The organism is Mesorhizobium sp. NZP2077 (assembly GCF_013170805.1).
Taxonomy (GTDB): Bacteria; Pseudomonadota; Alphaproteobacteria; order Rhizobiales; family Rhizobiaceae; genus Mesorhizobium.
Genome location: NZ_CP051293.1, coordinates 6,048,153 through 6,072,128 on the forward strand (window position 1 = coordinate 6,048,153; position 23,976 = coordinate 6,072,128).

Annotated in this window: 16 protein-coding genes; 3 read left to right on the top strand and 13 right to left on the bottom strand. The window is 61.4% G+C overall.

Annotation, left to right across the window (positions count from 1 at the left end; translation table 11 throughout):
* Positions 1-36: 36 nt before the first annotated feature.
* Entirely contained in the window at positions 37-2,262 is a 2,226-nt protein-coding gene (locus HGP13_RS30045; protein WP_172232652.1) for a mechanosensitive ion channel family protein, read from the bottom strand.
* A gap of 378 nt (positions 2,263-2,640) precedes the next feature.
* The gene (locus HGP13_RS38110) at positions 2,641-3,180 is read right to left on the bottom strand and encodes a hypothetical protein (RefSeq protein WP_246707161.1); all 540 of its coding nucleotides are present in this window, start codon (positions 3,178-3,180) and stop codon (positions 2,641-2,643) included.
* Between the two features lie 9 nt (positions 3,181-3,189).
* Between HGP13_RS38110 and HGP13_RS30055 the strand changes: the two genes are divergently transcribed.
* Positions 3,190-4,965 carry an SAM-dependent methyltransferase gene (locus HGP13_RS30055; protein ID WP_246707162.1) on the top strand — a complete coding sequence of 592 codons (1,776 nt, stop codon included), beginning with the start codon at positions 3,190-3,192 and terminating at the stop codon, positions 4,963-4,965.
* A gap of 6 nt (positions 4,966-4,971) precedes the next feature.
* Here the strand turns inward: HGP13_RS30055 and HGP13_RS30060 are convergent, their stop codons facing one another.
* Together HGP13_RS30060 and HGP13_RS30065 are read right to left on the bottom strand one after the other, a co-directional pair.
* Entirely contained in the window at positions 4,972-5,652 is a 681-nt protein-coding gene (locus HGP13_RS30060; RefSeq protein WP_172232656.1) for a redoxin domain-containing protein, read from the bottom strand.
* An 18-nt stretch (positions 5,653-5,670) separates the two neighbouring features.
* Complete coding sequence (locus tag HGP13_RS30065; RefSeq protein WP_172232659.1) at positions 5,671-8,970, bottom strand: adenylate/guanylate cyclase domain-containing protein; 3,300 nt, start codon at positions 8,968-8,970, stop codon at positions 5,671-5,673.
* Positions 8,971-9,324: 354 nt separating this feature from the next.
* Between HGP13_RS30065 and HGP13_RS30070 the strand changes: the two genes are divergently transcribed.
* Positions 9,325-11,094, top strand: a complete 1,770-nt coding sequence (locus HGP13_RS30070; RefSeq protein WP_172232662.1) for an adenylate/guanylate cyclase domain-containing protein — start codon at positions 9,325-9,327, stop codon at positions 11,092-11,094.
* 61 nt (positions 11,095-11,155) lie between these two features.
* Here the strand turns inward: HGP13_RS30070 and HGP13_RS30075 are convergent, their stop codons facing one another.
* From HGP13_RS30075 to HGP13_RS30085, 3 genes are all read right to left on the bottom strand, one after another.
* Positions 11,156-12,541: a hypothetical protein gene (locus tag HGP13_RS30075; RefSeq protein ID WP_172232665.1), complete on the bottom strand. Its 1,386-nt coding sequence runs from the start codon at positions 12,539-12,541 to the stop codon at positions 11,156-11,158.
* A gap of 50 nt (positions 12,542-12,591) precedes the next feature.
* The gene (locus HGP13_RS30080) at positions 12,592-13,110 is read right to left on the bottom strand and encodes a GNAT family N-acetyltransferase (RefSeq protein ID WP_172232668.1); all 519 of its coding nucleotides are present in this window, start codon (positions 13,108-13,110) and stop codon (positions 12,592-12,594) included.
* 77 nt (positions 13,111-13,187) lie between these two features.
* Positions 13,188-14,009, bottom strand: a complete 822-nt coding sequence (locus tag HGP13_RS30085; RefSeq protein ID WP_172232671.1) for a hypothetical protein — start codon at positions 14,007-14,009, stop codon at positions 13,188-13,190.
* Between the two features lie 191 nt (positions 14,010-14,200).
* Between HGP13_RS30085 and HGP13_RS30090 the strand changes: the two genes are divergently transcribed.
* Positions 14,201-15,616, top strand: a complete 1,416-nt coding sequence (locus tag HGP13_RS30090; protein WP_172232674.1) for an adenylate/guanylate cyclase domain-containing protein — start codon at positions 14,201-14,203, stop codon at positions 15,614-15,616.
* An 18-nt stretch (positions 15,617-15,634) separates the two neighbouring features.
* Here HGP13_RS30090 and HGP13_RS30095 read toward each other — a convergent pair whose 3' ends face one another.
* The 6 genes from HGP13_RS30095 to HGP13_RS30120 all read right to left on the bottom strand — a co-directional run bounded on the left by HGP13_RS30095 (position 15,635) and on the right by HGP13_RS30120 (position 23,792).
* The gene (locus tag HGP13_RS30095; RefSeq protein ID WP_172232677.1) at positions 15,635-16,114 is read right to left on the bottom strand and encodes a class I SAM-dependent methyltransferase; all 480 of its coding nucleotides are present in this window, start codon (positions 16,112-16,114) and stop codon (positions 15,635-15,637) included.
* A 210-nt stretch (positions 16,115-16,324) separates the two neighbouring features.
* Positions 16,325-17,506: an ABC transporter permease gene (locus tag HGP13_RS30100; RefSeq protein ID WP_172232680.1), complete on the bottom strand. Its 1,182-nt coding sequence runs from the start codon at positions 17,504-17,506 to the stop codon at positions 16,325-16,327.
* Positions 17,503-18,501: an ABC transporter permease gene (locus tag HGP13_RS30105; RefSeq protein WP_172232683.1), complete on the bottom strand. Its 999-nt coding sequence runs from the start codon at positions 18,499-18,501 to the stop codon at positions 17,503-17,505. Before HGP13_RS30105 ends, HGP13_RS30100 begins: the two co-directional genes overlap by 4 nt.
* 2 nt (positions 18,502-18,503) lie before the next feature.
* On the bottom strand, positions 18,504-20,402 hold the full coding sequence (locus HGP13_RS30110) for an ABC transporter substrate-binding protein (RefSeq protein ID WP_172232686.1): 1,899 nt from the start codon (positions 20,400-20,402) through the stop codon (positions 18,504-18,506).
* Complete coding sequence (locus HGP13_RS30115; protein ID WP_172232689.1) at positions 20,399-22,294, bottom strand: ABC transporter ATP-binding protein; 1,896 nt, start codon at positions 22,292-22,294, stop codon at positions 20,399-20,401. The genes HGP13_RS30110 and HGP13_RS30115 overlap by 4 nt, the downstream gene beginning before the upstream one ends.
* 157 nt (positions 22,295-22,451) lie before the next feature.
* Complete coding sequence (locus HGP13_RS30120; protein WP_172232692.1) at positions 22,452-23,792, bottom strand: adenylate/guanylate cyclase domain-containing protein; 1,341 nt, start codon at positions 23,790-23,792, stop codon at positions 22,452-22,454.
* Positions 23,793-23,976 lie beyond the last annotated feature (184 nt).

Consider the following 23,976-nt stretch of genomic DNA (forward strand, 5'->3'; position numbering starts at 1 on the left):
AAGGCGGCGCTGCTACCGGCAGGCGTCACAGCTTTCCTACTCGGTTGTGCTGGCTTTCTTTCTGCGCCGATTGGTGTGCGCCTGCGCGACGGCCATTTTTAACTCGGGGGTGATCTCCAGCGACGCGTCCTCTGCCCCATGTGGGCTCTGTAGTCCCTGGACGTGGACGGTCGGAAATGGGAGTTCGATGCCTTGCTCCTTGAAGGCTTGGCGGAGGCGTAAAAAGAATTTGCCTTTCATACTGAAGGCACCTCCCGGTCTGGTTGTGACCTTGAGCCTCAAGACGATGCCGTACTCGCCGAATTCCTGTACGCCCTGCATCTTGATCGGTTCGATCACCCAGTGTTTGAATTCGGGATCTTCCGCCAGTTCGAGGCCAATTCGCTTGATCAGCTTGCGAGCGAAGTCGATATCGGTGTCATAGCCAACGGTGATGTTGAATTTGTCGGTGACCCAGTCGCGGCTCTGGTTCTGAACGGCCCCGAGTTCCCCGAAAGGTATTGTGAACAGCGGGCCACGATGGTGGCGCAGCTTCACCGAGCGCAGCGAAAAGCTCTCCACCGTACCCCTGTAGCTGCCCGATGAAATGTATTCGCCGACACGAAAAGCATCGTCGAGCAGATAGAAAACGCCTGAGATCACGTCCTTGACGATGGTTTGTGCGCCAAAACCCACAGCGACGCCGACGACGCCAGCGCCGGCGATCAGCGGGCCGATCTGGATTCCAATTGAGGCGAGCATCATCAGCACCGCCATCACGATGATCACTGCGAGCAGAATATTCTGGATGATCGGCAACAGCGTGTGTAGCCGCGCCTGATGCGGATCGAGGGTCAGGATGTCCTCATCGCCGATCACCGCATGCGGTGTGTGGATGCCCAGCTTTCTTTCGATCAAAGCCTTGATGATCGACCAGCCGAAATCGGCTGCAAGCGCAATGACCACGACATTGATCAAGCCGCTCAATATGAGCATGGTCGTCGTATCGCTATCGCGCATGGATTGCATGTCCAGACCCCAGACACGCGCGAGAAAGTAAGCGGCCGCAAGGATCAAAATCATCCGGATACCGCGATCGATGACAGCGATCGTGACCGCCGGGATCGTAGGCCGGCCGACATCTTCCGAACCCGGCCGCAGGACGAAATTGACCCCGCGCTGCGTCAGCACGATTGCCAAAGGCAGGACGAATGCGGCCAAGGTAAACCAGAACCATGTATATAGGCCGGCGATGCGTTCCAGGAACAGAACGACGAAGTAAGCAGTCAATAACCAGGTCACGCTCGCATGACCGCTACCGTGCGCGCCGTCTGCCGCCCTTCTTGGTCGTCGCCAAACGGCAAGCAGCCACAGAAACAGCAGCACGAAATCGGCGCCCAGAGACAGGACCATCATTCCGTCCCGATCGATGCCGAGACCGGGCAGGAGGATAAAAGCGGCTGCGAAGAAGGCGAAGACGCCAACGATCCGCGATAGCCAATAGGACCAATGGTCGGCCGTCTCATTGGTGATCGGCAAGGCACGAACCTCGACGGCGTTCTCGACATGCATGAAGGAAGGGACGAGCAGGGCTATGACATACGTGCGCACACCCCATGTAACGACTGCCGCCATCAGAAATGTCAGCACAATCTCACGGATGAGCACTGGCCAGTCGAACAACATGAACGCGCCGGCGCTGCCCACCGCGAACGAGACAATCAGCAGGCTGGAATAAAGCAGCCGACCACCAATCTTCTTGGCCCGCCCAGTGGGCGTATTCTTCGATTGCGCGATAATCCAAAGACGAAATGGACGGGTGCGTTTGTACGTGGCCCAGGTCAGCGCCAGGCCGGCGGCGATGAAAATCGCAATCAGCAAAAATATGCCGGCGGGCCCCCTGCTGGACATATCCTCCATGGTCGCTTCCCGAACGCGCGCGAACTGGCCTGGCAGCGAGGGCAAGGTTCGCGCGATCCGTTCGATATGATGCTTGATCCGATCGAGCGTCGAGGATGCCATCGTATTCATCTGGGCCGGTGCGGCCACGGCGCCGGACGATGCGTCGGCCGGCGAAGCGCCTGCCTCGGCAGGCGTTCCCGTTGACCCGGCGTCCTGTTTTCGTTGTTCGGCCACCCAGGCCTTCACTGACGGATCGTCGAGAAGCTCGAACAGCTGTTTGACCCTTTCAGGCGGGACGCTCGCCGCCGCTTGCGCCTGTGCCGGACCAGCCAGCATGAGGGCGATCCCACAGCTGAGCGGCCCGGCAATCAGGACAAACATCGCCGTCAGATATCCGAGACGTCGTGCCCGGCGTGCCAGGTTCCTGGCTCTCAATCGTCGAATCATGAGTGACATCGTGCTGTAACCTTCCGGCCAAATCCGCAAGCAACGACATCTATGCCCGTCGTTGCTCCTACCTTGTACAAGCCGATGTTGTGGTGCAAGGCGTCATCGGTCCGGGCTACACCGTTGCGCCGGGTGCTTGGCGATGTCTACTAGCCGCTGGGGTAGGGTATTTCGACCTAGCCCCCGGCCTCCGGGCGTTCCGTGAGCTGGGCATCGGTGTTTCGGGCAGAACGCCGGCACCAGGACCAGGCCCATACTACGAGACCGTGAGCGCTTGCCATTCAGCCTGTCACCAAGCCTTTTTGCCTGCCTCTAATTCGCCCCGACCTTGACAGAGCAGTGCTGCCATCCGATGCCGTCATCCGTCTTTGACATTCGCCGACTCTTGCCGAAGAAAACGAAAGCTCGATGGCCAAGGATAATGCGAACGGCGGTACCGCTTCCGAAGCCCTTGCGTGGACCGCGTTGCGGAACGCCGCGTCGGATTGCGGCCGCGCCTCGCTCTCGATCGATGCGCAGTCCCTGCGCGCGCTCCCGGCAGGACGTAAGTGGACACATGAGATCGCCAAGGTGATCTTCGACGGCCTTATGGCCGGAAGCCTGTCGGTGCCGGCGCAATTGGCTGCCAGGTGGGGCAGGTTCGGCAGCTCCCTCACCGAGTTGATCATGGAACTCGGCAAGGTCTGGGACAATCCCGCAGCGGGTCGCCGCGTCCAGTATCAGCTTGAGCAAATGCTTCTCGATGCCGACGATCTTGCCGCGCCGCGCAGGCTGGCGCGGACACTTGGAATCCGTGTCGACGCTCGCAATCCGACCGCGATTGAACTGCCGGAAGGCATCGATCGAGTTCATGCCTATCTGATGATGGACGGCCAGATCGAGGCTGTCTTGCAGTTTGGCGTGCTTGGGGCAGTGACAAGGGATCATTGGATTGAGTTGATCCGGGATACAGTGCCCGCTGAGCGGCTTGCAGACAGTACGGCAAGGCTTGCTGGACGATCAGCTGTGCCGCAGGGCGCCGGTGCCGACACGTCAAACACGCTTGCAGCCGAGGCATTGTCGTCCACAGCCGAACGCCGGTCCGATCCGGACAGTCACTTCGGCAAGCTCGCCCAATTGGCCGCTGAAGCGCGGGAACTGGTCCGGTCGAACGCCGAACCAGCACAGCCTCCTGCCGCGCCGCGCCGAGCACGGGCCACGGACAGGAATGATCGCACGGCGTTCTGGAATAGCTATTTCGCGACCGAGGATCCGTGGAACTACGGTTCGTTCTATGAGCAGGAAAAATATGAGCGGCAGCTCGAAATCCTGCCTGCCGGTCCCATCGGACGGGCGCTTGAGCTCGCCTGCGCGGAGGGCCATTTCACGCGGCAGCTGGCGTCGCGTGTGAGCCATTTGACCGCAACCGACATCTCCGCCATAGCCATCGAGCGGGCCCGTGCGCGATGCAGCGATCAGCCTAACATTGAGTTCGGCGTGCTGGATTTCGCTGCGGACACGCTGCCGGGTGAGATGGATCTGATCTTTTGTTCGGAAGTGCTCTACTATCTGGATGATCTCGCCGAGTTGCGGCGCATCACCAAAAAACTCGCCGAGGCGTTGGCGCCTGGCGGCAGTTTCATCAGCGCACACGCATTCGTGCTGCGTGACAATGTTGAAAGGACGGGCTTCGACTGGAACACATTCGGTGCACAAGCGATCTCGGAGACGCTTGCGGCGACCGCAGGCCTCGTGCTCGAGCAATCGATCCAGACCGAGCTCTACCGCATAGACCGCTTCCGCCGCCTGTCGCCGGACGATTTGGCGGCGGAACCGGTGATCGATCATGTGCCAATTCGCGCGCCTATCGAAATCGGGGTCGCGCGAAATATCATCTGGGGCGGGGCGCGGGCCTTGCGCCGCGACGTCGCGCGTAACGAGCGGCGGCAGCGTATCCCCGTCCTCATGTATCACAGCGTCTCCGATCATGGTCCGGCCGCGCTCGACCGTTTTCGGCTTACGCCAGCCGCATTCGCCAGCCAGATGGCATGGCTGCGCGCCAATGGCTTTCATGCGATTAATTCAGAGCAGCTGGAAGGGTGCATCGCCAACCGTCAACCTTTCGTCGGCCGCCCAGTGCTCATCACCTTCGATGACGGCTTCCAGAACTTTGCCGACCATGCGTGGCCGACCTTGCGTGCGAACGACCTGACCGCAGAAGTGTTCCTGGTGACGGACCTGGTGGGTGAAAGTGCACGGTGGGACGCCCACAGCGGTCCGCCGACGCAGCTTTTGGGCGCGGGAACGGTGCGACGCCTCGCTGCCGAAGGTGCGTTCTTCGGAAGCCACATGGCGACGCATCGCGCGATCGACGGTCTGTCGAGTTCCGACCTGGCCGCCGAACTCCTGCGCTCTCGCATGTTCATCGAACGGTGGACCGGTCGGCCGACCATGTCGTTCACGGCACCCTTCTCCGTCACCGACCGACGGCTTGGCCGGCTGGCCAGGGAGTGCGGCTATCGGATCGGCTTCGGCGGCAGACATGGGCCGGCGGACCTCGATTGCGATCCCATCGACCTTCCACGCATTGAGATTCGCGGGGATCGCTCGCTCGATCACTTTGTGGCCATTGTCGAGGCCGTGCTCAAGGAGCGGTGAACTTGTCTATTGGGCGACTTGCGACACGGCCGACATCAACTCCCGTGGGTTTGGCGCCCCAAACATGTATCGCCCACCCTCCGGAACCTCCGTGAAGCTCCAGCGCACGATCCCCTGCCGGTCCAGCAGGAACTGACCGACCAATTGCCCGTATCCCGTTGCCATCATCTGCTTGTCGGCTTCTGTCAGTTCGTAATGGTCCTTCCTGTCGAGGATCTCGCCGGCCGCCATCGGATCCATTGGACCGGGCAGCTCGCCTGGCATGTCGACCCGCATATCCTTCGCCGCTGCCATCGCGACCTTGTAGGGCCAGTTCGTCTCGCTTTCGGTGAATTCGAGATTGGGCAGTCCAAAAGCGCGATGTGAGGCACGTTCAGGGTCGGAGGCCGCAAGCAGATTCGGCATCGGGTGGTAGCGGAAATAGAGACGCGCCCGTTCGATTGGCGTGTTGACCACCGTCAGGCTCCCCACGCCCTTTTCGCGCAGCTCCGGATCAAGCCGCGCCTGCGCGGCGATATGGCGCCGGCAAAATGCACAATGAAGGCCTCGAAATAGGCCGACCAGAACCGGTTTTTGTCCGCGAAAGTCGTCAAGCGCGATCTTGCCTTCTTGGGTAATGGCGTCGAGTATCACGTTCGGCGCACGGTCGCCCGGTTGAAGCGGTACCAAGTCACTAGGCGCAGACATGTCCAGCCTCCTGCCCGGCTAGTCGAGAAAAGGCAGCACCACAAGCGCTTCCGGGTCGAGCCCGTGCTGGGCGCATATATCCTGCGCCAAGGAAAAGTAGCGCTCGGCCTCGGCCAGATTGTCGAGGTCGAGGTTAAGCGTTGCGAGACCATCATAGCACGGAAACAGCAATTGGGGCTCGCCCGTTTCGCGGGCTACGTCCAGTGCTTCGTGGAACAAGTCAACCGCCAGTTCCGGGCGGCCATTGCACTGGTGGATCTGCCCAAGCACGATCAACGGAACCGGCAGGTGCTCGCGCTGGTCGAGCGCCCGGTCGATCTCGATGGCCTTCTCGGCAGCAGGCACGCCCTCCGTCGGACAGCGATCCGTGAAAGTACAACAAGCGACCGCCAGATTGGCGAGGAGGCGCGCCTGGAAACCCAAATCACCAATACGGCGCGCCACTTCAAGACCGCGCCGACAGACCTCCATCGCCTGTGCCGGATCGATGGTCGTGTAAAGCACACCGAGATTGGTGTAGCCGCGGCAGGCCGCGCCCAGTAGACCGGCGGCTTCGGCCAATTCAATACTACGCTCAACCTGACGCACGGCTTCACGATTCCGCCCCAGGCGAGCCAGCGCGACAGCCTTGGTATTGAGTGCCTCGGCGGTCACAAGAGTGGCATCACGCCCTACCTCCGAGACATGTTCCCTTGTCAGAGTGGCTACGCAATCCAGCGCCGCGTCTGCCCATTTTGCTGCGAGAGCGTGATCTCCGCTACGGAACGCCTGTCGGCCACGTTCTTGCCAGAGATGCGCCTGCTCGACCGGGGCATCCGCTCCATCGAGGAGCGCTGCCGCTTCGGCATAGAGGGATTCTGCGCTGTCCCGCTTGCCGACGTCCCAGAGCAGTCGACCGATCTTGCGCAAAACGCGCGCCGACGCGACGCGATTGTCTGACTCGCGATATGCCTGCAGCACCGTCTCGTAGTGCTGGTGCGCGATCTCGCGGCGGCCTGCCGGGCCGCTCAAATCGGCAATGAGCTCTGCAATTGCCAGTTTGAGCGGTGTTTGCCTGGTCGCGTCCAACGCGGTCAGTGCTCGCTCGTAGAAACGAAGGGCGTCGTCGTTGGCGTATATCATGCGAGCGCGATCGCCTGCCGCCTGCAGGTAATGCGCGCCCCGCTCCCGCTCGGCGCTCTGTGCGAAATGATGACCGAGCACGGTCAAATCCTCGAGCCGTTCCGGCTTGTCGCCAAGCAGTTGCTCCAAGGCAGCACCGACCCGCCCGTGGATCTCGGTCCGGCGTTGCAGGAGCAGATTCTGGTAGATCACGTCCTGCAGCAATGTTTGCGTAAAGCGGTAGCTTTGCGACGAGACGGAGCCTGATCCGGCAACTTCCTCGATGATCTCCGCATCGCAAAGCAGTTCGCAGCCGGCTTCCAGCCGGCCGGGGTCGGCCGTCACGGCTTTCAGAAGTGTGGCATCGAAGCGCGGACCGATGACCGCGGCTTCCTGGGCCAATCGGCGCACCTCTTGGGGCAGCCGGTCGGCACGAGCAAGCAACATTGCCTGGATGGTGGCGGGAATGCCGGTCGCGACTTCGCCCGCCACGGTCCGCCATCGCTCCCCCTCGCGCAGCAGTATACCGCGATCGATAAGGCCACGAACGATCTCCTCTACAAAAAGCGGGTTGCCGCCCGCGCGCTCGAGGATCTGATCGAGAAGCCCTCCTGCGGAGTTTACCCAGCTGGCGCCGAGAAGCGCCGCCAGCAGGTTGTGTCCGTCATCGCTGTTGAGCGGCGAAAGCCTGAGCGCCGTGTGACTGACCCGACTTGAGTCGAGCTGGCCGTTGTCCGGCCCCGGACGATGCGTGACCAGCAACATCAGCCGCGTGCGCTCCAATCTGTCCATCACGAAACGGAGTGCCTCGAGCGACACGGCGTCGGCCCAATGCAGGTCTTCGACGACAATCAACAGCGGCGACAGCGCAAGCCGCCGTTCGATGATCGTGCGGACTGCGTAGAGAATTTGCCGCCGCAACTGCTCGGGCTCGACATGCTGCAAGGCGGCATCGGGGTCGCCAAGGCCAAGCACATGGTAGAGCAAAGGCATCAGCCGCTTCGCCTCCTCGCTCTGCAGGCCGAGATCGGTAAGCAAGCCTGCGAGCTTCCCCCGCATTTCATCCCCGTTGTCGTTTTGCATCATCCCGGCGGCGCTGCGCACCACTGCCCCCAAGGCGCCGAATGATTGTTCGCCCAGCGGTGAGCACGTGGCCTGCCGCACCGCGACGTTGCGAAAACGATCCTCGTCGCCGATGCGGGCGACGAACTCCTTCACCAGCCGCGATTTCCCGATACCAGCTTCTCCGACGAGGCGGACAAGCTGGGCCGAGCCGCCGCACGCCTGGTCAAGGCTCGCCAGCATTCTGTGAAGCTCCGCACCACGGCCTATTATTGGCGCACTGAGGCCGAGCGCCTCGAGCCCACGCGCTGCACGCGGCGCCGCAAGCGGTGCATCCAGCCGATGGACGAGCACACTGCCAGCCTTGCCGCGAAGCACGACATCACCCAGCGGCTCGTAAGAGAAGGCATGCCGGGTCAACCTATGCGTGAGCTCGCCTACCAGCACCTCACCCGGCGCGGCCAGCGATTGCAGACGTTGCGCCGTATTCACGGTGTCGCCGGTCACTGAGTAGGATTTGGCGGTGCCGATGCCCAATCCGCCAGTGACGACCGGACCAGTGTTTATGCCGATGTGGAGTAACAGAGGCGTGCCGGAGTGGGGTGCGCTTTCGCCGAGCCGCGCCGTCCGGGCGATCATGTCGAGGGCAGCGCGAAGCGCACGTTCCGGATCGTCCTCATGCGCGACCGGCGCGCCGAACAAAGCGAGCAGTGCATCGCCGATGAATTTGTCGACGAAACCACCAAAGTTTCGCACGGCCGCCGTCAATTCCTTGAACAGTTGGTTCTGCAGCGCTTGCATGACCTCGGGGTCGAGTTGCTCGCTGAGTGTCGTGAAGCCGCAGAGGTCGGCAAACAGGACCGTTATCGTCCGGCGATCGGCGTCAGAGACGGGATGCAGCCCATCTTCGCTTTCGCTGTTCGCAAGCAGCGACGGCGTTCGAGAAGGCGGCACAATGGTCCGGCTTGGTGTCGGAGCAGGCCGTTCGACGGCCTTTGCGAGCGCACCGACGCTTGCCCCACATTTCGGGCAGAACTCGAAATCCGGTGCGCAGAGGTAGCCGCAACTGGCGCATGGCATCGGCTGGCGCCTGCCACACTTCGGACAGAAAGCGTAACCGCCCTCAACCTCGAAACCGCAGCCCGAGCAGTCCATCGGACAGACCTCACCAGAGCATGATGTCGAAAAGTGTGAACCGGTTTTCGGACGACATCATGCTCTATCTCTTTGACTTAGAGACGGATTCAGACCTCAGATCGATTCGACCTGAAATCATCCGGCTCTAGGGGCCGTGACGGCGTGATCCTTTTACGCACTTCACGGCCAGGGTATCCACAGGATGAACCGATAGCCGTCGACCGGCAAGCGGCAGCGCAAATGGGCGTCGAGCGATCAGTGCGGGTCCTATGGCAAGGCGCTGCCGATTCGGGCGGCTGCATAGCCGTCGTTTGCGAAAGTTCCCTCTTACCCTGCGTCTTGCTGCTATCTTGGAGATGAGGAGACGGACCCATGAGCGAGAATCGTAAGCTAGCCGCGATCCTGGCTGCAGATGTGGTCGGATACAGCCGGCTCGCCAGCGAGGACGAAGACCGTACTTTGGCGAGGTTGCGGGCACTGCGCAGCGACCTGATCGATCCAATCATTGCAGTGCACAACGGGCGTGTGATCAAGCGCACCGGCGATGGGGCGCTGGTTGAGTTCCGCAGTGTGGTGGATGCAGTGCGCTGTGCCGTTGAGATTCAGAATGGCATGGTTGAGCGCAACGCCGGCGTGCCGCGGGACCGGCGTATCGAGTTCAGGATCGGCATCCATCTGGGGGATGTGGTCGAAGAAAGCGACGGCGACCTGATGGGCGACGGCGTCAACATCGCCTCGCGTCTGGAGGGCGTCGCGGCGCCCGGTACCATCTGCCTGTCCGAGGACGCCTATCGCCAGGTCAAGGCGAGGCTCGACCTCTTGGTCAGCGATCTCGGCAGCACACAGCTCAAGAACATCGCCGAGCCGATCCGGGTCTATTCGCTGCAAGTCGGTGCCGGGACCAAGGCGGCCGCGACCTCGGAAACCGCAGGCGGCCGACCGGCTGCGGCAGCGCCGCCGAAGCTGTCGATCGCCGTCCTGCCGTTCGCCAACATGAGCGGTGACGCCGAGCAGGACTACTTCGCCGACGGCATCTCCGAAGACATCATCACGGCGCTGTCCAAACTGTCGCAGCTCTTCGTCATCGCACGCAATTCGTCGTTCACCTTCAAAGGCCAGAACGTCCATGTGCAGGACGTGGGCACGAAGCTCGGCGTGCGGCATGTGCTCGAGGGCAGTGTACGCAAGTCGGGGAACAGGGTGCGCATCACCGCGCAGCTCATCGATGCAACCACGGGCGGCCATCTTTGGGCGGAGCGGTTCGATCGCGACCTGACCGACATATTCGCGGTGCAGGACGACGTGACGCAGCAGATCGTCGGTGCGCTGGCGCTCAATCTGACTGATGGCGCCCGTCTGCGGCTGGCGCCGGAGCACCCGCGCAACACGGAGGCGTATGACTGTTTCCTGCGGGGCCGGGAGCTGTGGCACCGGCTGACGAAGGACACGAACGTCGCGGCCCGCGAGCTCTTGCAACGTGCCACCGAGTTGGACCCGAACTTTGCCTCTGCCTACGCTTTTCTTGCCCTCACGCACGGCATCGATTACCTGAACAGGTGGGGTGCGTCACCGCCGGAATCGATGGCGCAAGCCGAAGAGGCCGCAACGCGAGCGGTAACGCTCGATGACAACGATCCCTGGGCGCACTGGGCGTTGGCGATAGCCAAGCTCTACACACGACGGCACGATGAGGCCATCGACGAGGTCGAGCGCGCACTGGTCCTCAATCCGAACTTCGCCGAAGCGCATGTCTGCCGCGGCGAAACGCTGTACTATTCAGGCAGACCTGAGGAGGCCCTCGAGAGTTTCGCCCGGGCAAAGACGTTGAACCCATATTTTCCAGATGTGCTTCTGCACTTCCAGGCTTTGGCGTTGTTTCAACTGGGAAGGTTCGACGAGGCCGTTGACCTCTTGCTGCAACGGCTGGCTCGCAACGCTGTCACCGACGTCTCGCGCGCGCTTCTGGCCGCCAGCTACGGCCATCTCAGCCGTTTCGCGGAGGCGCGCGCGGCATGGCAGGAGGTGCTTCGCGTCAATCCCGATTATTCGCTGGAATATCGTCGCAAACTCCTGCCTCACAAGAACCCGGCCGATTTCGAACTCATGGTCGAAGGGCTCCGCAAGGCCGGTGTGGTGCAATGACAAATGAGGCCACGCGGCTGCGCACCAGAAAATCAACCTGAAACGGGGCCTGACGCGTGGTTCAGGTCGCCTTGATCCCTGCCTGGCCGATCTTGCGCCATCGGGCGTTTTCGCGAACCAGTTTCAGGTCGTCGGTCGTCTCTGCAAAAGTCCGCAAACGGTATTGCCGCAGCAGGTCGGGGAAGAGCGCCCCTTCCGGCAGGCCGGCAAGCTGCTCGCGGACGGAGATCTTTTCATCGATGACCCGCATGCCCCAGGCGCTTTCCCGAACCTGCAGCTCCGCGGCCAAATCGCGCTCTTCCGGCACGTTTTCGTCTAGCGCGGCCAGCAGGGTCTGATGGAAAAGCACGACATAGCCAATCTGTCTCAGGCCGCCCACAACCCGCACCCGCGGCAATATGGCTAGGACGAGGAACGTCAAGAACAGGTTCGGCAGCAGCAGGCCGTCCAGCAGCGCCTGCTTGAGATGCTGCCGTTCGAACGGGATGGAAAGGCCATCCGGCCTGTCAGGCTCGATCAGGTGTCCGTTCTCGAGGACGAGCTTGCGCACGCGCTGCTCGCGGATGCCCCAGAAATAGTCCGTGGCATTGGGCAGGAATCTGCCGAAAGGGCCCGATGCGACCTCTTCCAAGGCACGTTCGAGACGCTGGCGCCTTGCAGGCTCAAAGAGCAGCCTGGAAAGAAGGCTGCCGTCATCTTCTAGATGCCGCGCCATGGCAGAAGCGGCGAGCCGATCGTCGATGAAAACCGGCAGGGCCATGCCGGAAAGATCCCAGCTGGCGACCAGATCCCCGTTGAGGGCTGTCAGCGCATCGGCGGCGGTTCCAAACACTTTGTCCTGGCTGGCGAGCAACGTGTCCAGCCAGCGGCTGGCATCCGTTTCATCGCCCACCGCTTCGAGTGCGCGCTTGTTAAGGGAGACGGGACCGGCCGCACAGGCGCTTTTGCGGCACAGTTTGTGGCGGCCCATGCCAAACAGATTGACCTTGTCGTCGCCGACATCGAGCCATCCCGGCCCCTCCCGGCCGATGGTCTCCATGGTCATCGTCGTTCCCATGAAGCAAAAGAAGGCCGACAGCCCGTTTTCGACCGCGCCGAGCCAGGCAAGCAGGAGGGCATCGAAGGTGATCCGGTCCATAAGAAGCAGGCAGTGCAGGCCGGACTGAATCACCGGTCTGTGCTCGAACTCGTCGAGCGCCTTGCCGATCTCCTCAGCCAGCATGATCATACCGAGGCGCTGCTGCAGGACTTCGCGCAGGATCGAGCGGGCAGCGATTGCCGGGCCCGATGCAGGCGTTGCCACCGGCCGCCACAGATGGCGGGCGTAATCGGAAACCGGTGCATTCCAGTTCTGCTCGATGTCACGCACGACTTCCGGGCAGAGCCGCGACAGCACAGCCAGAATTTCTGCCGGAGGCGTAGGGGTTGGGTCAAAGACGGCGGTCATTGGTCCCGTCTAGCCGCTTGCGGTGCAAACGCCAAGGGAGACAGTGGATCTCAGAACCGCAGCCGGGCCATGCTCAGGAGATCGTGGTACTGCCCGTCGGTGAAACCGGCCTTCACGTGCCGGCCCTCGACCTCGAAGCCGTAGCTTGAGTAGAGACGGACTGCCGGTTCGTTGTCGGCATAGACGGTCAATTCGACCCGCTTCAGGGCGCGCCAGTTGTCGGCCACGTCAAGCAGCGCGCCAAGTATGGCAGAGCCGATGCCCTTGCCGACAAAGGCATCGTCAAGGCCGATATTGATCTCGCCGATATGTGAACGGCGCGGCGAACCCTGCACGACAAGGTTGCCATGGCCAACTACCTTGCCGTCCAACTCGGCGACGATCCAGGTGGTTTCCTGGCCGGACTTGGCGATGCGCCGCTCCACCTGCTCCACCATCTCGAAGGGCATCCTGAGCGTGCCCCAGCGGAAGCCCGGCATGTTGAAGATAGTGCAAAGCGCCTCCGCATCGCTCGGCCGTACGGCGCGGAGCCGCGGCTGGATTTTCTCGGAGGAGGTCGTGCTGGTCATGGCGTTCCCGGCGAAGGCAATCGGCCCGGCACGATGCACCGGACGTCACCTGAAAATCCAGCCGTCTCTGCACCTTATTATGCCGTTTTCGAGCTGAAATGATGGGAAGCGGCGTAGAGTTTGAAGATGCCGCTGACGGCGATCCAGCCGAAAAGGGCGAGCCAGCACAATGTCTTAGTCGCAGTCCAGTCGATCCGGTGCACTGCGGCGTCGGTGATGACCAGGCCAAGGATGGCAAGCAGGCCGACCAGAAATTGCGCCAGGCCGAGCACCAGCAGCTCCTCGCGGGGCGCGCTTCTCCAGACGAGGTACGTGCCGCCGGCGCCGGCGAGGAAGATGGCGCTGTAGACCTGGCCGTGGAAGGGATCGACCGGCCATGGCCAGCTGCTGGTAACCACCAGGGGAAACAGCAACATGCCGACGCCGTAGAGCCCAAGGATCGCTGTTTCCGCCAACATGTAGCCGCGCCATGCGGGGTTTAGGGGCACGCCTTTTACCGAAGGACGGGCCCTGCCCCACCACAGGAACAGCCCGGATACCGCGGCCGAGGCTAGATAGACCAGGAACCAGAGCCAGGTCGCTTTTCGTTCGAAGTTGAAGTAGCCGAGATTGATCAACGAGACCGCCGACACGATAACGGTGAAGATGAAGGCCATGACAAGCACCAGCCTGCCGGGCGACCAGCGGTTCCAGAACAAGAGGGCTGCCATCACCGCCATTTCGGCGGTGTAGAAGCCGCCGAGGAAACGGGCACTGAATGGCGTGACGGGCCAGGGCCAGCGCGGCTTGACCAGCGCCGGCGCGAAAAACAGGCCGGCGCCTACGATCAGGACGATGATGACCCCGGCGGAGAAAATGCGCAGGGCTGCTGGAAATGGCGGGTTGTCGGACGTCTGCATGGAAAGGGCCCCAAAAGGTGATTACCCGTGGAGCATCATAGTGCCGCTTGCGGCCGTATGGAAATCGAGCTGTCAGCAGGCTTGTCTATTCGAATGGCCGTACGATCCGTTTCGACGTAAAATGAATCACTCGGACCAAGGAGCGGTCCGATCAACACGCCTCGGGAGGCGCATTTTCCGGAGCCTGCACGATGAACGAAGCTCAGGATCTGTTCTCGCTTCTGCGGCAATCGACCGATGTCGATCCACGGGCAATCGACGCGATCAGGCGAACCATCGCGGAGGGCATGGACCGCGAACTTTGCCGCATCAATGTGCCAGCCTTCGCCAGCAAGCATGGCCTCGACGAGGAACGCACCATAGGCGCGTTTCTCCATGCGGCGCGGGTGGGCATCTTCGACATTTCCTGGAATGTTCTGTGTCCCGGCTGTGGTGGCGTGCTCGACACCAACGCCACGCTGAAAACCATGCAGAAGGACGAATACACCTGCGCGCTGTGCGCCGAGGGCTATTCGCCGACCCTAGACGAGATGGTCGAGGTGACATTCACGGTCAGTCCCCGCGTGCGCAGGATTGCTGCCCACAATCCACACGAACTGCCGTTGGTGGAATATTTCCGCCAGATCTATTGGGCGTCCGGCGTCGATCTGCCGGATGAGGATCTCGCGAAAAAGATTGAAGCGTTCTCGCTGGAGGACATCGAGCTTGCGCCTGGTGAAAAGGCGGTTCTGCTCATACAGCTTCCGTCCGAGTTTATCATCGTGTTCGAGCCGGTCACCCATTCAGCGCAGTTCATCGACGTGAAGGGCGAACCAACAAAGGAGCGGAGAAGCCTCTCTTTGGTCTTCGACCGCGACCATGTCCAGAACCAGACGCTGGAGATGCAACCCGGCCCGTTGCGCATTTCGCTCGAAAACAGGACCGACACGCGCGTGCTGCCGACGGTCTTCATCGCCGGCCAGGACTTGCATGATCTCCTCGGCAAACGCCGGCCCTTCCTCACTGCCAAGCGCTTGCTCACCAACCAGACGTTCCGCGATCTCTATCGCACGGATACGCTCGACATCAACCAGCGCCTGAAGATCACCAGCCTGACCTTCCTGTTCACCGACCTGCGCGGATCGACCGCGCTTTACGAGCGGGTGGGCGACCTTTCGGCCTTCGATCTCGTACGCGCGCATTTCCAGGTTCTGCACGAGATCGTCGCGGCGGAGGCAGGCGCGGTGGTGAAGACGATCGGTGATGCGGTGATGGCGACCTTCGCGACGCCTGATCGCGCGATTGCCGCGGCCCTCAGGATGCGCGATGCCATGCGCGCGCTAAACGACAAGAGCGGGCGCGAGGATTTGCTGCTCAAGATCGGAGTCCATGCCGGCCCCTGCATTGCTGTGTCCATGAACGAGCGACAGGACTATTTCGGCCAGACGGTCAACATTGCTTCGCGAGTCCAGAACCTAGCCAACGCACAGGCGATCTTCGCCACTCGTGCGGTCGTCGACGACAATCTCACCGCCGATCTGTTGCGCAGGAAAGAACTGACGCCCGTGCCCCACGAGGTCTCGCTGCGCGGCATTGAGCGGGAGATAGCTGTCTATACGATCCCCTGAGTACCGAGGCTTTAGGCCTTACACGCGCCGGCAGATAAAATAACGATCGGCTGATACCCAAGGCGGCGGCGGGAGGCGTTGCAACTGCGGGTGGTCGAGCGGCGTGCCGCTGACCGCGATGCCGCCGACGCGAAGCAGGCGCGCGGTCAGATCGGGAAGCCAGGTAGAGGTCACTGCATCGCGATCTTCATAGCCGGTGCCGATGTCGGCATGAACAAGAGCGGCGTCGATGCCAATGAACCTGCTCGCCGTCTCCCGTATTTCGCCGAGCACGAGGTTTTCAGCTTCGGGAATTGAGCCGGAGTGTGCGGCAAGTATGCGGTCGAACGCCACGATCCGGCGTCCGGGCAGGCGCTCTCGCAAATGATGGAACGTCCGGCCATTGCCGAGGCCGAACTCGAGCACCGGCCCCTCAATCTTCGCCACCTCCGCGCAGACCTGATCGAGAATGTCGCGCTGTGCGGTCATCCTGCGGATGAAACTCTCAAGCCGACTCATATGCGTCTGCGCGTCCTGAACCAGCTCAATAGATCGGCAACGCCGCGACCAAGCGGGTCGCTGATGAAGCCCGAGGGCGACGTGTTAAACTCTGATTGAGTCTCGCCGCATATAGAGGCGAACGATGAACACTGCAATAACCGAACAGGCTGCCGACAAGGATCATACCGGGGTGGAGTCGGCGGCACGCCGCGCGGTGGAATAGCGATATCACTTGTAGGGGTCAGCGGCGTCCCGCAAGCCGTCTCCGAGGAAGTTGAACGCCATGATGACGAGAATGACCGGGAGCATCGGCAAAAGCAGCCATGGATAGAACGCGATCACGCTGACGCTGCGTGCCTCGGTGAGCAGGATGCCCCAGCTGGTTGTCGGCGCCCTCAGGCCGAGCCCGAGGAAGCTCAGCGCCGTCTCGCCCAGGATCATGCCGGGGATGGAGATCGTCGCGGTAGCGATCAGATGCGACATGAAGCCGGGAATGAGGTGACGCCCGATGATGCGGCTGCTGCTGGCGCCCATCAATTGCGCGGCCAAAACGTAATCCTCCTCGCGCAAGGCCAGAAGCTTTGAACGCACGGCCCGCGCCAGTCCGGTCCAGTGGATCAGCCCGAGAATGACGGTGATGCCGAAATAGATCAGGATCGGGCTCCAGGTTATCGGCATGATCGCCGCCAGAGCCAGCCACAGCGGAATGCTGGGGATCGATTGCAGAATTTCGATTATCCGTTGAACGATCAGGTCGAAGATACCGCCGTGATAGCCCGCCAGTCCGCCGATGACGATGCCGAGCAGGAAGCTGAAACTGATGCCGACGAGGCCGATTGTCAGTGAGATGCGTGCTCCATAGATGATGCGCGAGAGCACATCGCGCCCCAGCCTGTCAGTGCCGGCCAGAAAAAGCTGCCCGTTTTCGGCAGGGCAGACAAGATGCCTGTCACCTTCGATCAGTCCCCAGAACCGGTAACTGTCGCCCTTGCAGAAGAAACGGATTCGCTGAACATCATCCTGTTTCTCGACGTAGTTCCGCTTGAGTGTGTCCATATCCAGCGTCATCTGGCGGCCATAGACGAACGGCCCGACAAGCTGGCCGTTGTGGAACAGGTGCACACGCTGCGGCGGCGAATAGATGTAGTCCATGTTGCGCGTGTGCAGGTTGTAGGGCGCCAGGAACTCGCAGATCAGTATCCCGAAATAAAGCGCTGCCAGGAATATGCCGGATACGACGGCAAGCCGGTGCTTTCGGAATTTCCACCACATCAGCCGCAGTTGCGACGCCTGATAGACCTTCGATTGCTCCGGCGTCATCGCCTCGACTGACTGAAGGTCAAAGGGCGCGGTGGAAATGTAGTGTTGCAGTGGAGCACCCGGAGCGGGCAGCGGCGAAGGCGTGCTCATTTGGTGCTGCCGCCCTGCAAACGAATTCGTGGATCAAGCAGCGCCAGCGCCAGGTCGGAAATCAGCACACCGATGACCGTCAGGAAGGCAAGGAACATCAGGAACGACCCCGCCAGATACATGTCCTGGCTTTGCAGCGCCCTGATCAGCATCGGCCCGGTCGTTTCCAAAGACAGCACGATTGCGGTGATTTCGGCGCCGGAGATGATGGCCGGCAGGATAGAGCCGATGTCGGAGATGAAGAAATTGAGCGCCATGCGCAGCGGATATTTGACCAGCGCCTTGAAGGGATGAAGGCCTTTGGCGCGCGCGGTCACGACGTACTGCTTGTGCAACTCGTCGAGCAGATTGGCGCGCAGCCGCCGGATCATGCTTGCCGTGCCCCCGGTGCCGATGATCAAGACCGGGATCCAGAGATGGGCGAGGATCGACTTCGCCTTGTCCCAGCTCATAGGCTCGCCGAGATATTGCTGGTCCATGAGATGGCCGATGGACGTGCCGAACCAGATGTTGGCGAAATACATCAGGATCAGGGCCAGCATGAAGTTCGGAATGGCAAGGCCGAGAAGGCCCAAGAACGTCAAGCCGTAGTCGCCCCAGCTGTATTGGTGCGTGGCGGAGTACATGCCGATCGGAAAGGCGATGAGCCAGGTGAAGATGATCGTAACGAAGGAAACCAGCACGGTCAGCCACATTCGGTCGCCGACGACGTCGCGAACCGGCAGCTCATACTCGAAGGAATAGCCGAAATCGCCGTGCAGCATCCCGCCGACCCAGTAGAAGTAGCGAATGACCGGCGGCTGGTCGAAACCATATTCCTTGCGCATCATCTGGATGCGGTCGGAATCCACCGCTTCGCCCTGGGCTCGAAGCTCGGCAACATAGCTGTCGAAATAGTCGCCAGGTGGAAGTTCAATGATCGTGAACACCAGCGCCGATATCACCAGCAGCGTTGGAACCATCACGGCGATGCGCCAGACAATGTATCGAAGCACGCTCAGGTCTCTCCAAGCCAAAATGTATCCGGCATGTAGACACCGAAATAGGCAGTCGGGTCGTAGCCGAAGAGCGCCTTGTCAGGCAGGTTGCGCAGCCGCGAGGACACCAGAACCGGCTGATACGTTGCGTTCACCGTGCCAATCGAAAACACCTGATCGGTGTAGATCGATAGCATTGAATTCCAGATTTCGGCGCGCTCCGCGGCTTCGGTCGACGCGTTCCAGCGCTTGAGCAAAGCCATCAACTCGACCACTTCAGGGAGATCGGGAGCCTCCCCCATCGTGCCATGAGACAAATAGTGAGCCCCCCAGAGCGGCCATTGCAGCTGGTCGTCGATAGTGGGGGCCAACTGGTAGGGGTTCATGTCGGCGGTCGGCACGCCGTTGTCGATGCCAGACCACATCGACATCATGATCTCGCCGCCAAGCGCGCGGCTGCGGAAGATGTCTCGCTGCGACGTCCGGATGAACAGGGCAATGCCGATCTTGCGCCAGTGATCGGTGATGAGTTCGAGCGCGTCGGTTTCCAGGGTGCTTTCGCCGGCCGTTTCCACGATGACCTGCGCCGGGCGTCCGTCCGAAAGTATCCGCAAGCCGTCACCGTCACGCGTCTGAAGCCCGACTTCGTCGAGCAGCGCATTGGCCTTGTCGGGATCATGGGCGACCCAGGCTTTCGCGAATTCCGGCCGGTAGAGCGGGCTCTCAGGCAGGACCGTATCGGCACTTTCCTGCGCCAATCCGTAGAACACGGCCATGTTGATCTCGCGCCTGTCCACAGCGAGCGAAAGTGCCCGGCGCACGCGCACGTCACGAAAAAGCGCACGCCACACCTGGTCGGCGCAATTCAGATTGGGCAGCAGCGCCAGCCGCGAGCCCTGTGTGCGTTTCCACAGATGCATCTTCACTGGGTAGCGCTTTTCCGCGTCCTTCAGGAAGGAGTAATCGTCGAAGTCAATTCCCATGCATTGCAGGTCGCTCTCGCCCGCACCGGTCTTGGCGGAAATGATCGCCGACGAGCTGACATTCATGACAATCCGGTCAACATAGGGCAGTTGCCGGCCATTTTCGTCTACTCGATGAAAGAATGGGTTGCGCTCGAAGACGAACTGCTCAGCTGGCGGCTTGGTCCGGTTCTGCCAGGGATCCAGCGTCGGCAGCTCCGGGTTCTCCGGGCGATACTGCCGCGACATGCGGATATGCAAGAGCGTCCATTTCTTGGCCCGGTACTCCTTCATCAGGCCGGCGAGCCGGAATGGATCCTGGTATTTCTTGTGGAACTGCTTGAGATAGGCGGCCGGCAGAACAAGCGGTAGCGGCGAAGCAGCGGCGAGCTTTGGCAGGAAGTCGGGATTGGGCGCATCCCAACTATAGCGGACCGTCAGCGGATCGACGATCTCGAAGCGAGGCGGCTTGCCGTCCGCCAGCAGGGCCGGGGCGACCCCGCCTTGCGAAAGCTCATCGTTGAGCCAGACATCTTCCCAACAATAGCGAAAATCCTCCGGCGTCAGCAGGCTACCGTCGGACCATTTATGCCCTTCCCGTATCTTGAAAGTGAAGACGCGATCATTCGCTACATCGAAACTTTCGAGAATGTCGGGTTGCAAGTTGAGCTTTTCGTCATAGCCGACCAGCCGAGCATACCCGTAGATGGTCATCATCCGGATATCTTTCTGGCTGCCGATGATCGTGCGCAGCGTGCCGCCATACTGGCCGGGCTGCCGGCCCATCGCAGCGAGATTCAACGCGCGCGGGCTCTTGGGCAGGCGCTCAGTGAGTACCGGCAGCGCCCTGGCCTTCAACCGAGGCTGAAGAAATTCCGGCTCCAGATCGCCAGCGCGCACCGTACCCGGCAGAAATGTCGCAGCCATGAGCCCAAGGACGGTGCGGCGGCTGATCAATGGCGTAGGTCTCCAACATCGGCCGAACGTCGGGCCAGCACGAGGTGGCCGCCGCCAAGGTCGAGCGGCGACAGCATATCCTCGTTGCCCTCGTCGCGGAATTGCGGTCCCCATGCGCTAGTGTCGGAAGTGCCGCTGAGCTTCAGCGTCTTGAAATCCATCGGCCTGTCGAGATCTGGGAAAGGTACTGCGGCGACCAGTGAGCGCGTGTAGGGGTGGACCGGTCTCCTAAGCAGAATTTCGCGCGGCGCGAGCTCGACGATACGCCCGCCGCACATCACCGCGATGCGATCCGCCATGTAGTCCACCACCGCCAAATTGTGGGATATGAACAGGTAGGTCAGGCCCAGTTCCTTCTGCAGGTCTTTCAGAAGGTTCAGGATCTGCGCCTGGACGGAGACATCGAGCGCCGAAACCGGCTCGTCGCAGATCAGCAGTTCAGGCCCTAATGCCAGCGCGCGCGCGATGCCGATGCGCTGACGCTGCCCGCCGGAGAAACTGTGCGGATAACGCTTGATGAAGCGCGGATCGAGCCCGATTGCCTGCATCAGGCTCTTGACCGTGGCGAGTCGGGACGCGGCATTGCCACGTCCATGGATTTCCAACGGCTCGCTCAAGATGTTTTCCACCGTCATGCGAGGTGAAAGCGACGAAACCGGATCCTGGAAGACCATCTGGATTTTCGTGCGCAGCATGCGCAAGGCGCTTCCCTCGGCCTCCAAGACGTTGATCGGTCCATCGCGGCCGTTGAAGGTCACAGAACCGCCGCTAGGGGTGACAGCCCGCATCAGGATCTTGCTGACGGTGGTTTTGCCGGAGCCGCTTTCGCCGACCAGACCCAGGCACTCACCCCGCCGGATATCGAAGCTCACGCCGTCCACGGCGCGAACAGGGGTTTGATGATCTCCGCCGAACCACCCGGACTTGCGGATGGTGAAGGTCTTTGTCAGGTCCCTGACCGACAGCAGTATGTCGTCCGGCCCCTTCGATGCCGGCGCCGTTTGCTTGCCGAGCAGGTTCTCGACATTCACGGGCACCTCGCGGAGCGCCTTCAGCCTTTCACCAGGCTTCAGGTCGAAATGCGGAACGGCTGCCATCAGGCCCTTCAGGTAAGGGTGGCCTGGCCGGCGGAATATCGCCTCCACAGGTCCCGCTTCCATGATCTCGCCATGGTACATGACCACCACCTCGTCGGCGACATTGGCGACAACGCCGAGGTCGTGCGTGATCAGTAGCATAGCCATGTTCAGCTTGGTCTGAAGCCCGCGCAGCAATTGCAGGATTTGCGCCTGGATGGTGACGTCCAACGCCGTCGTCGGCTCGTCGGCGATCAACAAAGCGGGCCGGCAGATAAGCGCCATGGCGATCATGGCGCGCTGACGCAATCCTCCCGAAAGTTCAAACGGATACATGTCGTAGGCGCGCTTGGGATTGGGAAAGCCGACAAGGCTGAGCATTTCCTCGGTGTGTGCCTTGCGCTCTGCCCGAGCCATGGGCGTATGAATCTGCAGGGATTCGCTGACCTGGTTGCCGATCGTGTGCAGCGGCGACAGCGATGTCATCGGCTCCTGAAAGATCTTGCCGATGCGGCTGCCTCTCAACGCCCGGATTTCAGGTCCGTCACGTGGCATCTGCAGGATATCCTGGGTCGTGCCGGGCTTTTCAGGATCGGAAAACAGGATACGGCCGCGAACATGAGCTGTCTTCGGCAAAATGCCCATCACGGCTTGGCTGAGAACCGATTTGCCGGAACCGGACTCGCCCACAAGCGCGGTAACCTTGCCGGGCAGCACGCGAAGATTTGCACGCCTGACGGCGTGCAACGGCCCCCCGATAATGGCAAAAGAGATGCCAACATCCTCGATCCGCAGCAAATCAACGCCTGCATTCATTCTCACAGCAGCCCCACTCTGGAGGCCTGCCAGTCGGCAGGCCCAGAAAGCGAGACTAGCGCATTGCCCGCCTAGAGCAACTTGGATTCGAAACGAGTTCGCCGGCGGAGCCGGCGATCGGACTGAGTACCAAGGCGTTCGAACCGGATCGTGGCGGTTACTGGAGCTTCCTCGGGCCGCCCGCCGATATCCGCGCGGCGTCGCGATGAAGCAGCATGACCTGCTCGGCGTCCGATCTTCGGTCGTGAGCCGGCTCCAGCGCGCCGTCTTCATCAAGTGCGAGAGCACCCGACAGATCGGGTGCAAGCACCGTCAGCTTCTGCTTGATGCCCCGCAGTTCCTCCTTGCCGAGCGTCAGCCAGTTGTTGGCGCCGCAGTAACTGGCGAAGTCTTCGCTGGCGAGAACGCTGTGCGGATATTTCTTGGTCAGGGTCTGGAGGCGCTGGACCTCGTTTACAGCCGAGCCGAAGACAGAGAATGTGAGCCGGTCGGTAAGCCCGACATTGCCGAACATCACATTACCGACGTGCAGGCCGATACCAAATTGTATGTCGCCCAGCCCCTGCTCCTTTCTGCGCAGATTGAGATCCATCATGCGCGAGGTGGCCTTGTTCGCGGCCGCAAGAGCAGCCTGGCAGGCGATTTCGGACTGCGAGCGGTGCCTTTCGCAAGGATAGACGGCAATGAAGCCGTCCCCTATGAAACTCATGATCTGCCCGCCTTTGCGATTGAAAGGTGCGGCAACGGCGTCGAAAAACTGGTTCAGCGTATCGATATAGATTTCGCGGCCGGAGGTTTCGGCTAGCCTTGACGATCCGCGCATATCGCCCATGACCAGCGCGGCCCGGATTGTATCGCCCTCGCCGCGCTTGATCTGGCCGTCCAGCACGCGCCTGCCGGCGTCGCCGCCGAGATAAGTGGTCATCATGTTGTCGGCGAGCTTGGTGAGCACCGCCATCTTGGTTGCGATAGCGAGATGGCTCTGGATGCGCAGCAGCGCCGAAATCATGCTGTCGCTGAAGCCTGTAGCACTGTCGGTGGACCAGGACCCCATCATGCCCTGACTGGTATCGCCGTTGAAGGGATGGACGAAAGCCATGTAATCGGTCACGCCCATACGACTGAGGTCATCGAAAACAGGAAACTCTGACCGCACCGACGGGTCAAGCCGGCGCCGCAGATGGTCGAGCTTGTTGCTGAGCAGATGGTAGTATGGGCTGGTCAGGAATCTGTCGGACGGTCCGCCAGGCTCGGCGCGGAAGCCTTCCACTTCTATGCCCTGGCCACGAAACCAGGTGAAGCCAAGCGCGTCGTAAAGCGGATGCAGCATCGAAAAGCTCAAATGCACTCGCTTCAGCGGCAGGCCGGCAGCAGCCAGCCGTTCGCAGAAGCCCTTTACCAATGTTTCCAGGTCGCTGCCCGCCAGCGCGGATTGGTTCAGCCAATCGGCAACCTTATCCATGAGAATGCTGGAAATTTCTGCTTTCGCTGTGCTCATGCTATCTCGGACCCGTCGAAGACGAGCCATCTCCTTTGATCCGCCACACCCTCGAGGTCAATGAAACCGGCTTCGGCGGCAAGGCCGGCGAAGAATTTCCGAATGACTGACCTTGCAGGCAAGGGAGCAGGCGCAACTGCATCTATCTCTTAGAGCCGGTATGTGGCGAGGCTGCCGGCGGAGT

What these genes read in the sequence shown, in the direction of transcription:
- HGP13_RS30080 (WP_172232668.1), bottom strand. Translation starts at nt 13,110, where the DNA reads ATGACCAGCACGACCTCCTCCGAGAAAATCCAGCCGCGGCTCCGCGCC.
- HGP13_RS30075 (WP_172232665.1), bottom strand. Translation starts at nt 12,541, where the DNA reads ATGACCGCCGTCTTTGACCCAACCCCTACGCCTCCGGCAGAAATTCTG.
- HGP13_RS30045 (WP_172232652.1), bottom strand. Translation starts at nt 2,262, where the DNA reads ATGTTTGTCCTGATTGCCGGGCCGCTCAGCTGTGGGATCGCCCTCATG.
- HGP13_RS30060 (WP_172232656.1), bottom strand. Translation starts at nt 5,652, where the DNA reads ATGTCTGCGCCTAGTGACTTGGTACCGCTTCAACCGGGCGACCGTGCG.
- HGP13_RS30095 (WP_172232677.1), bottom strand. Translation starts at nt 16,114, where the DNA reads ATGAGTCGGCTTGAGAGTTTCATCCGCAGGATGACCGCACAGCGCGAC.
- HGP13_RS38110 (WP_246707161.1), bottom strand. Translation starts at nt 3,180, where the DNA reads ATGAACTCGATCGATGCCTTCCGGCAGTTCAATCGCGGTCGGATTGCG.
- HGP13_RS30120 (WP_172232692.1), bottom strand. Translation starts at nt 23,792, where the DNA reads ATGAGCACAGCGAAAGCAGAAATTTCCAGCATTCTCATGGATAAGGTT.
- HGP13_RS30065 (WP_172232659.1), bottom strand. Translation starts at nt 8,970, where the DNA reads ATGGACTGCTCGGGCTGCGGTTTCGAGGTTGAGGGCGGTTACGCTTTC.
- HGP13_RS30090 (WP_172232674.1), top strand. Translation starts at nt 14,201, where the DNA reads ATGAACGAAGCTCAGGATCTGTTCTCGCTTCTGCGGCAATCGACCGAT.
- HGP13_RS30085 (WP_172232671.1), bottom strand. Translation starts at nt 14,009, where the DNA reads ATGCAGACGTCCGACAACCCGCCATTTCCAGCAGCCCTGCGCATTTTC.
- HGP13_RS30055 (WP_246707162.1), top strand. Translation starts at nt 3,190, where the DNA reads ATGATGGACGGCCAGATCGAGGCTGTCTTGCAGTTTGGCGTGCTTGGG.
- HGP13_RS30070 (WP_172232662.1), top strand. Translation starts at nt 9,325, where the DNA reads ATGAGCGAGAATCGTAAGCTAGCCGCGATCCTGGCTGCAGATGTGGTC.
- HGP13_RS30100 (WP_172232680.1), bottom strand. Translation starts at nt 17,506, where the DNA reads ATGAGCACGCCTTCGCCGCTGCCCGCTCCGGGTGCTCCACTGCAACAC.
- HGP13_RS30115 (WP_172232689.1), bottom strand. Translation starts at nt 22,294, where the DNA reads ATGAATGCAGGCGTTGATTTGCTGCGGATCGAGGATGTTGGCATCTCT.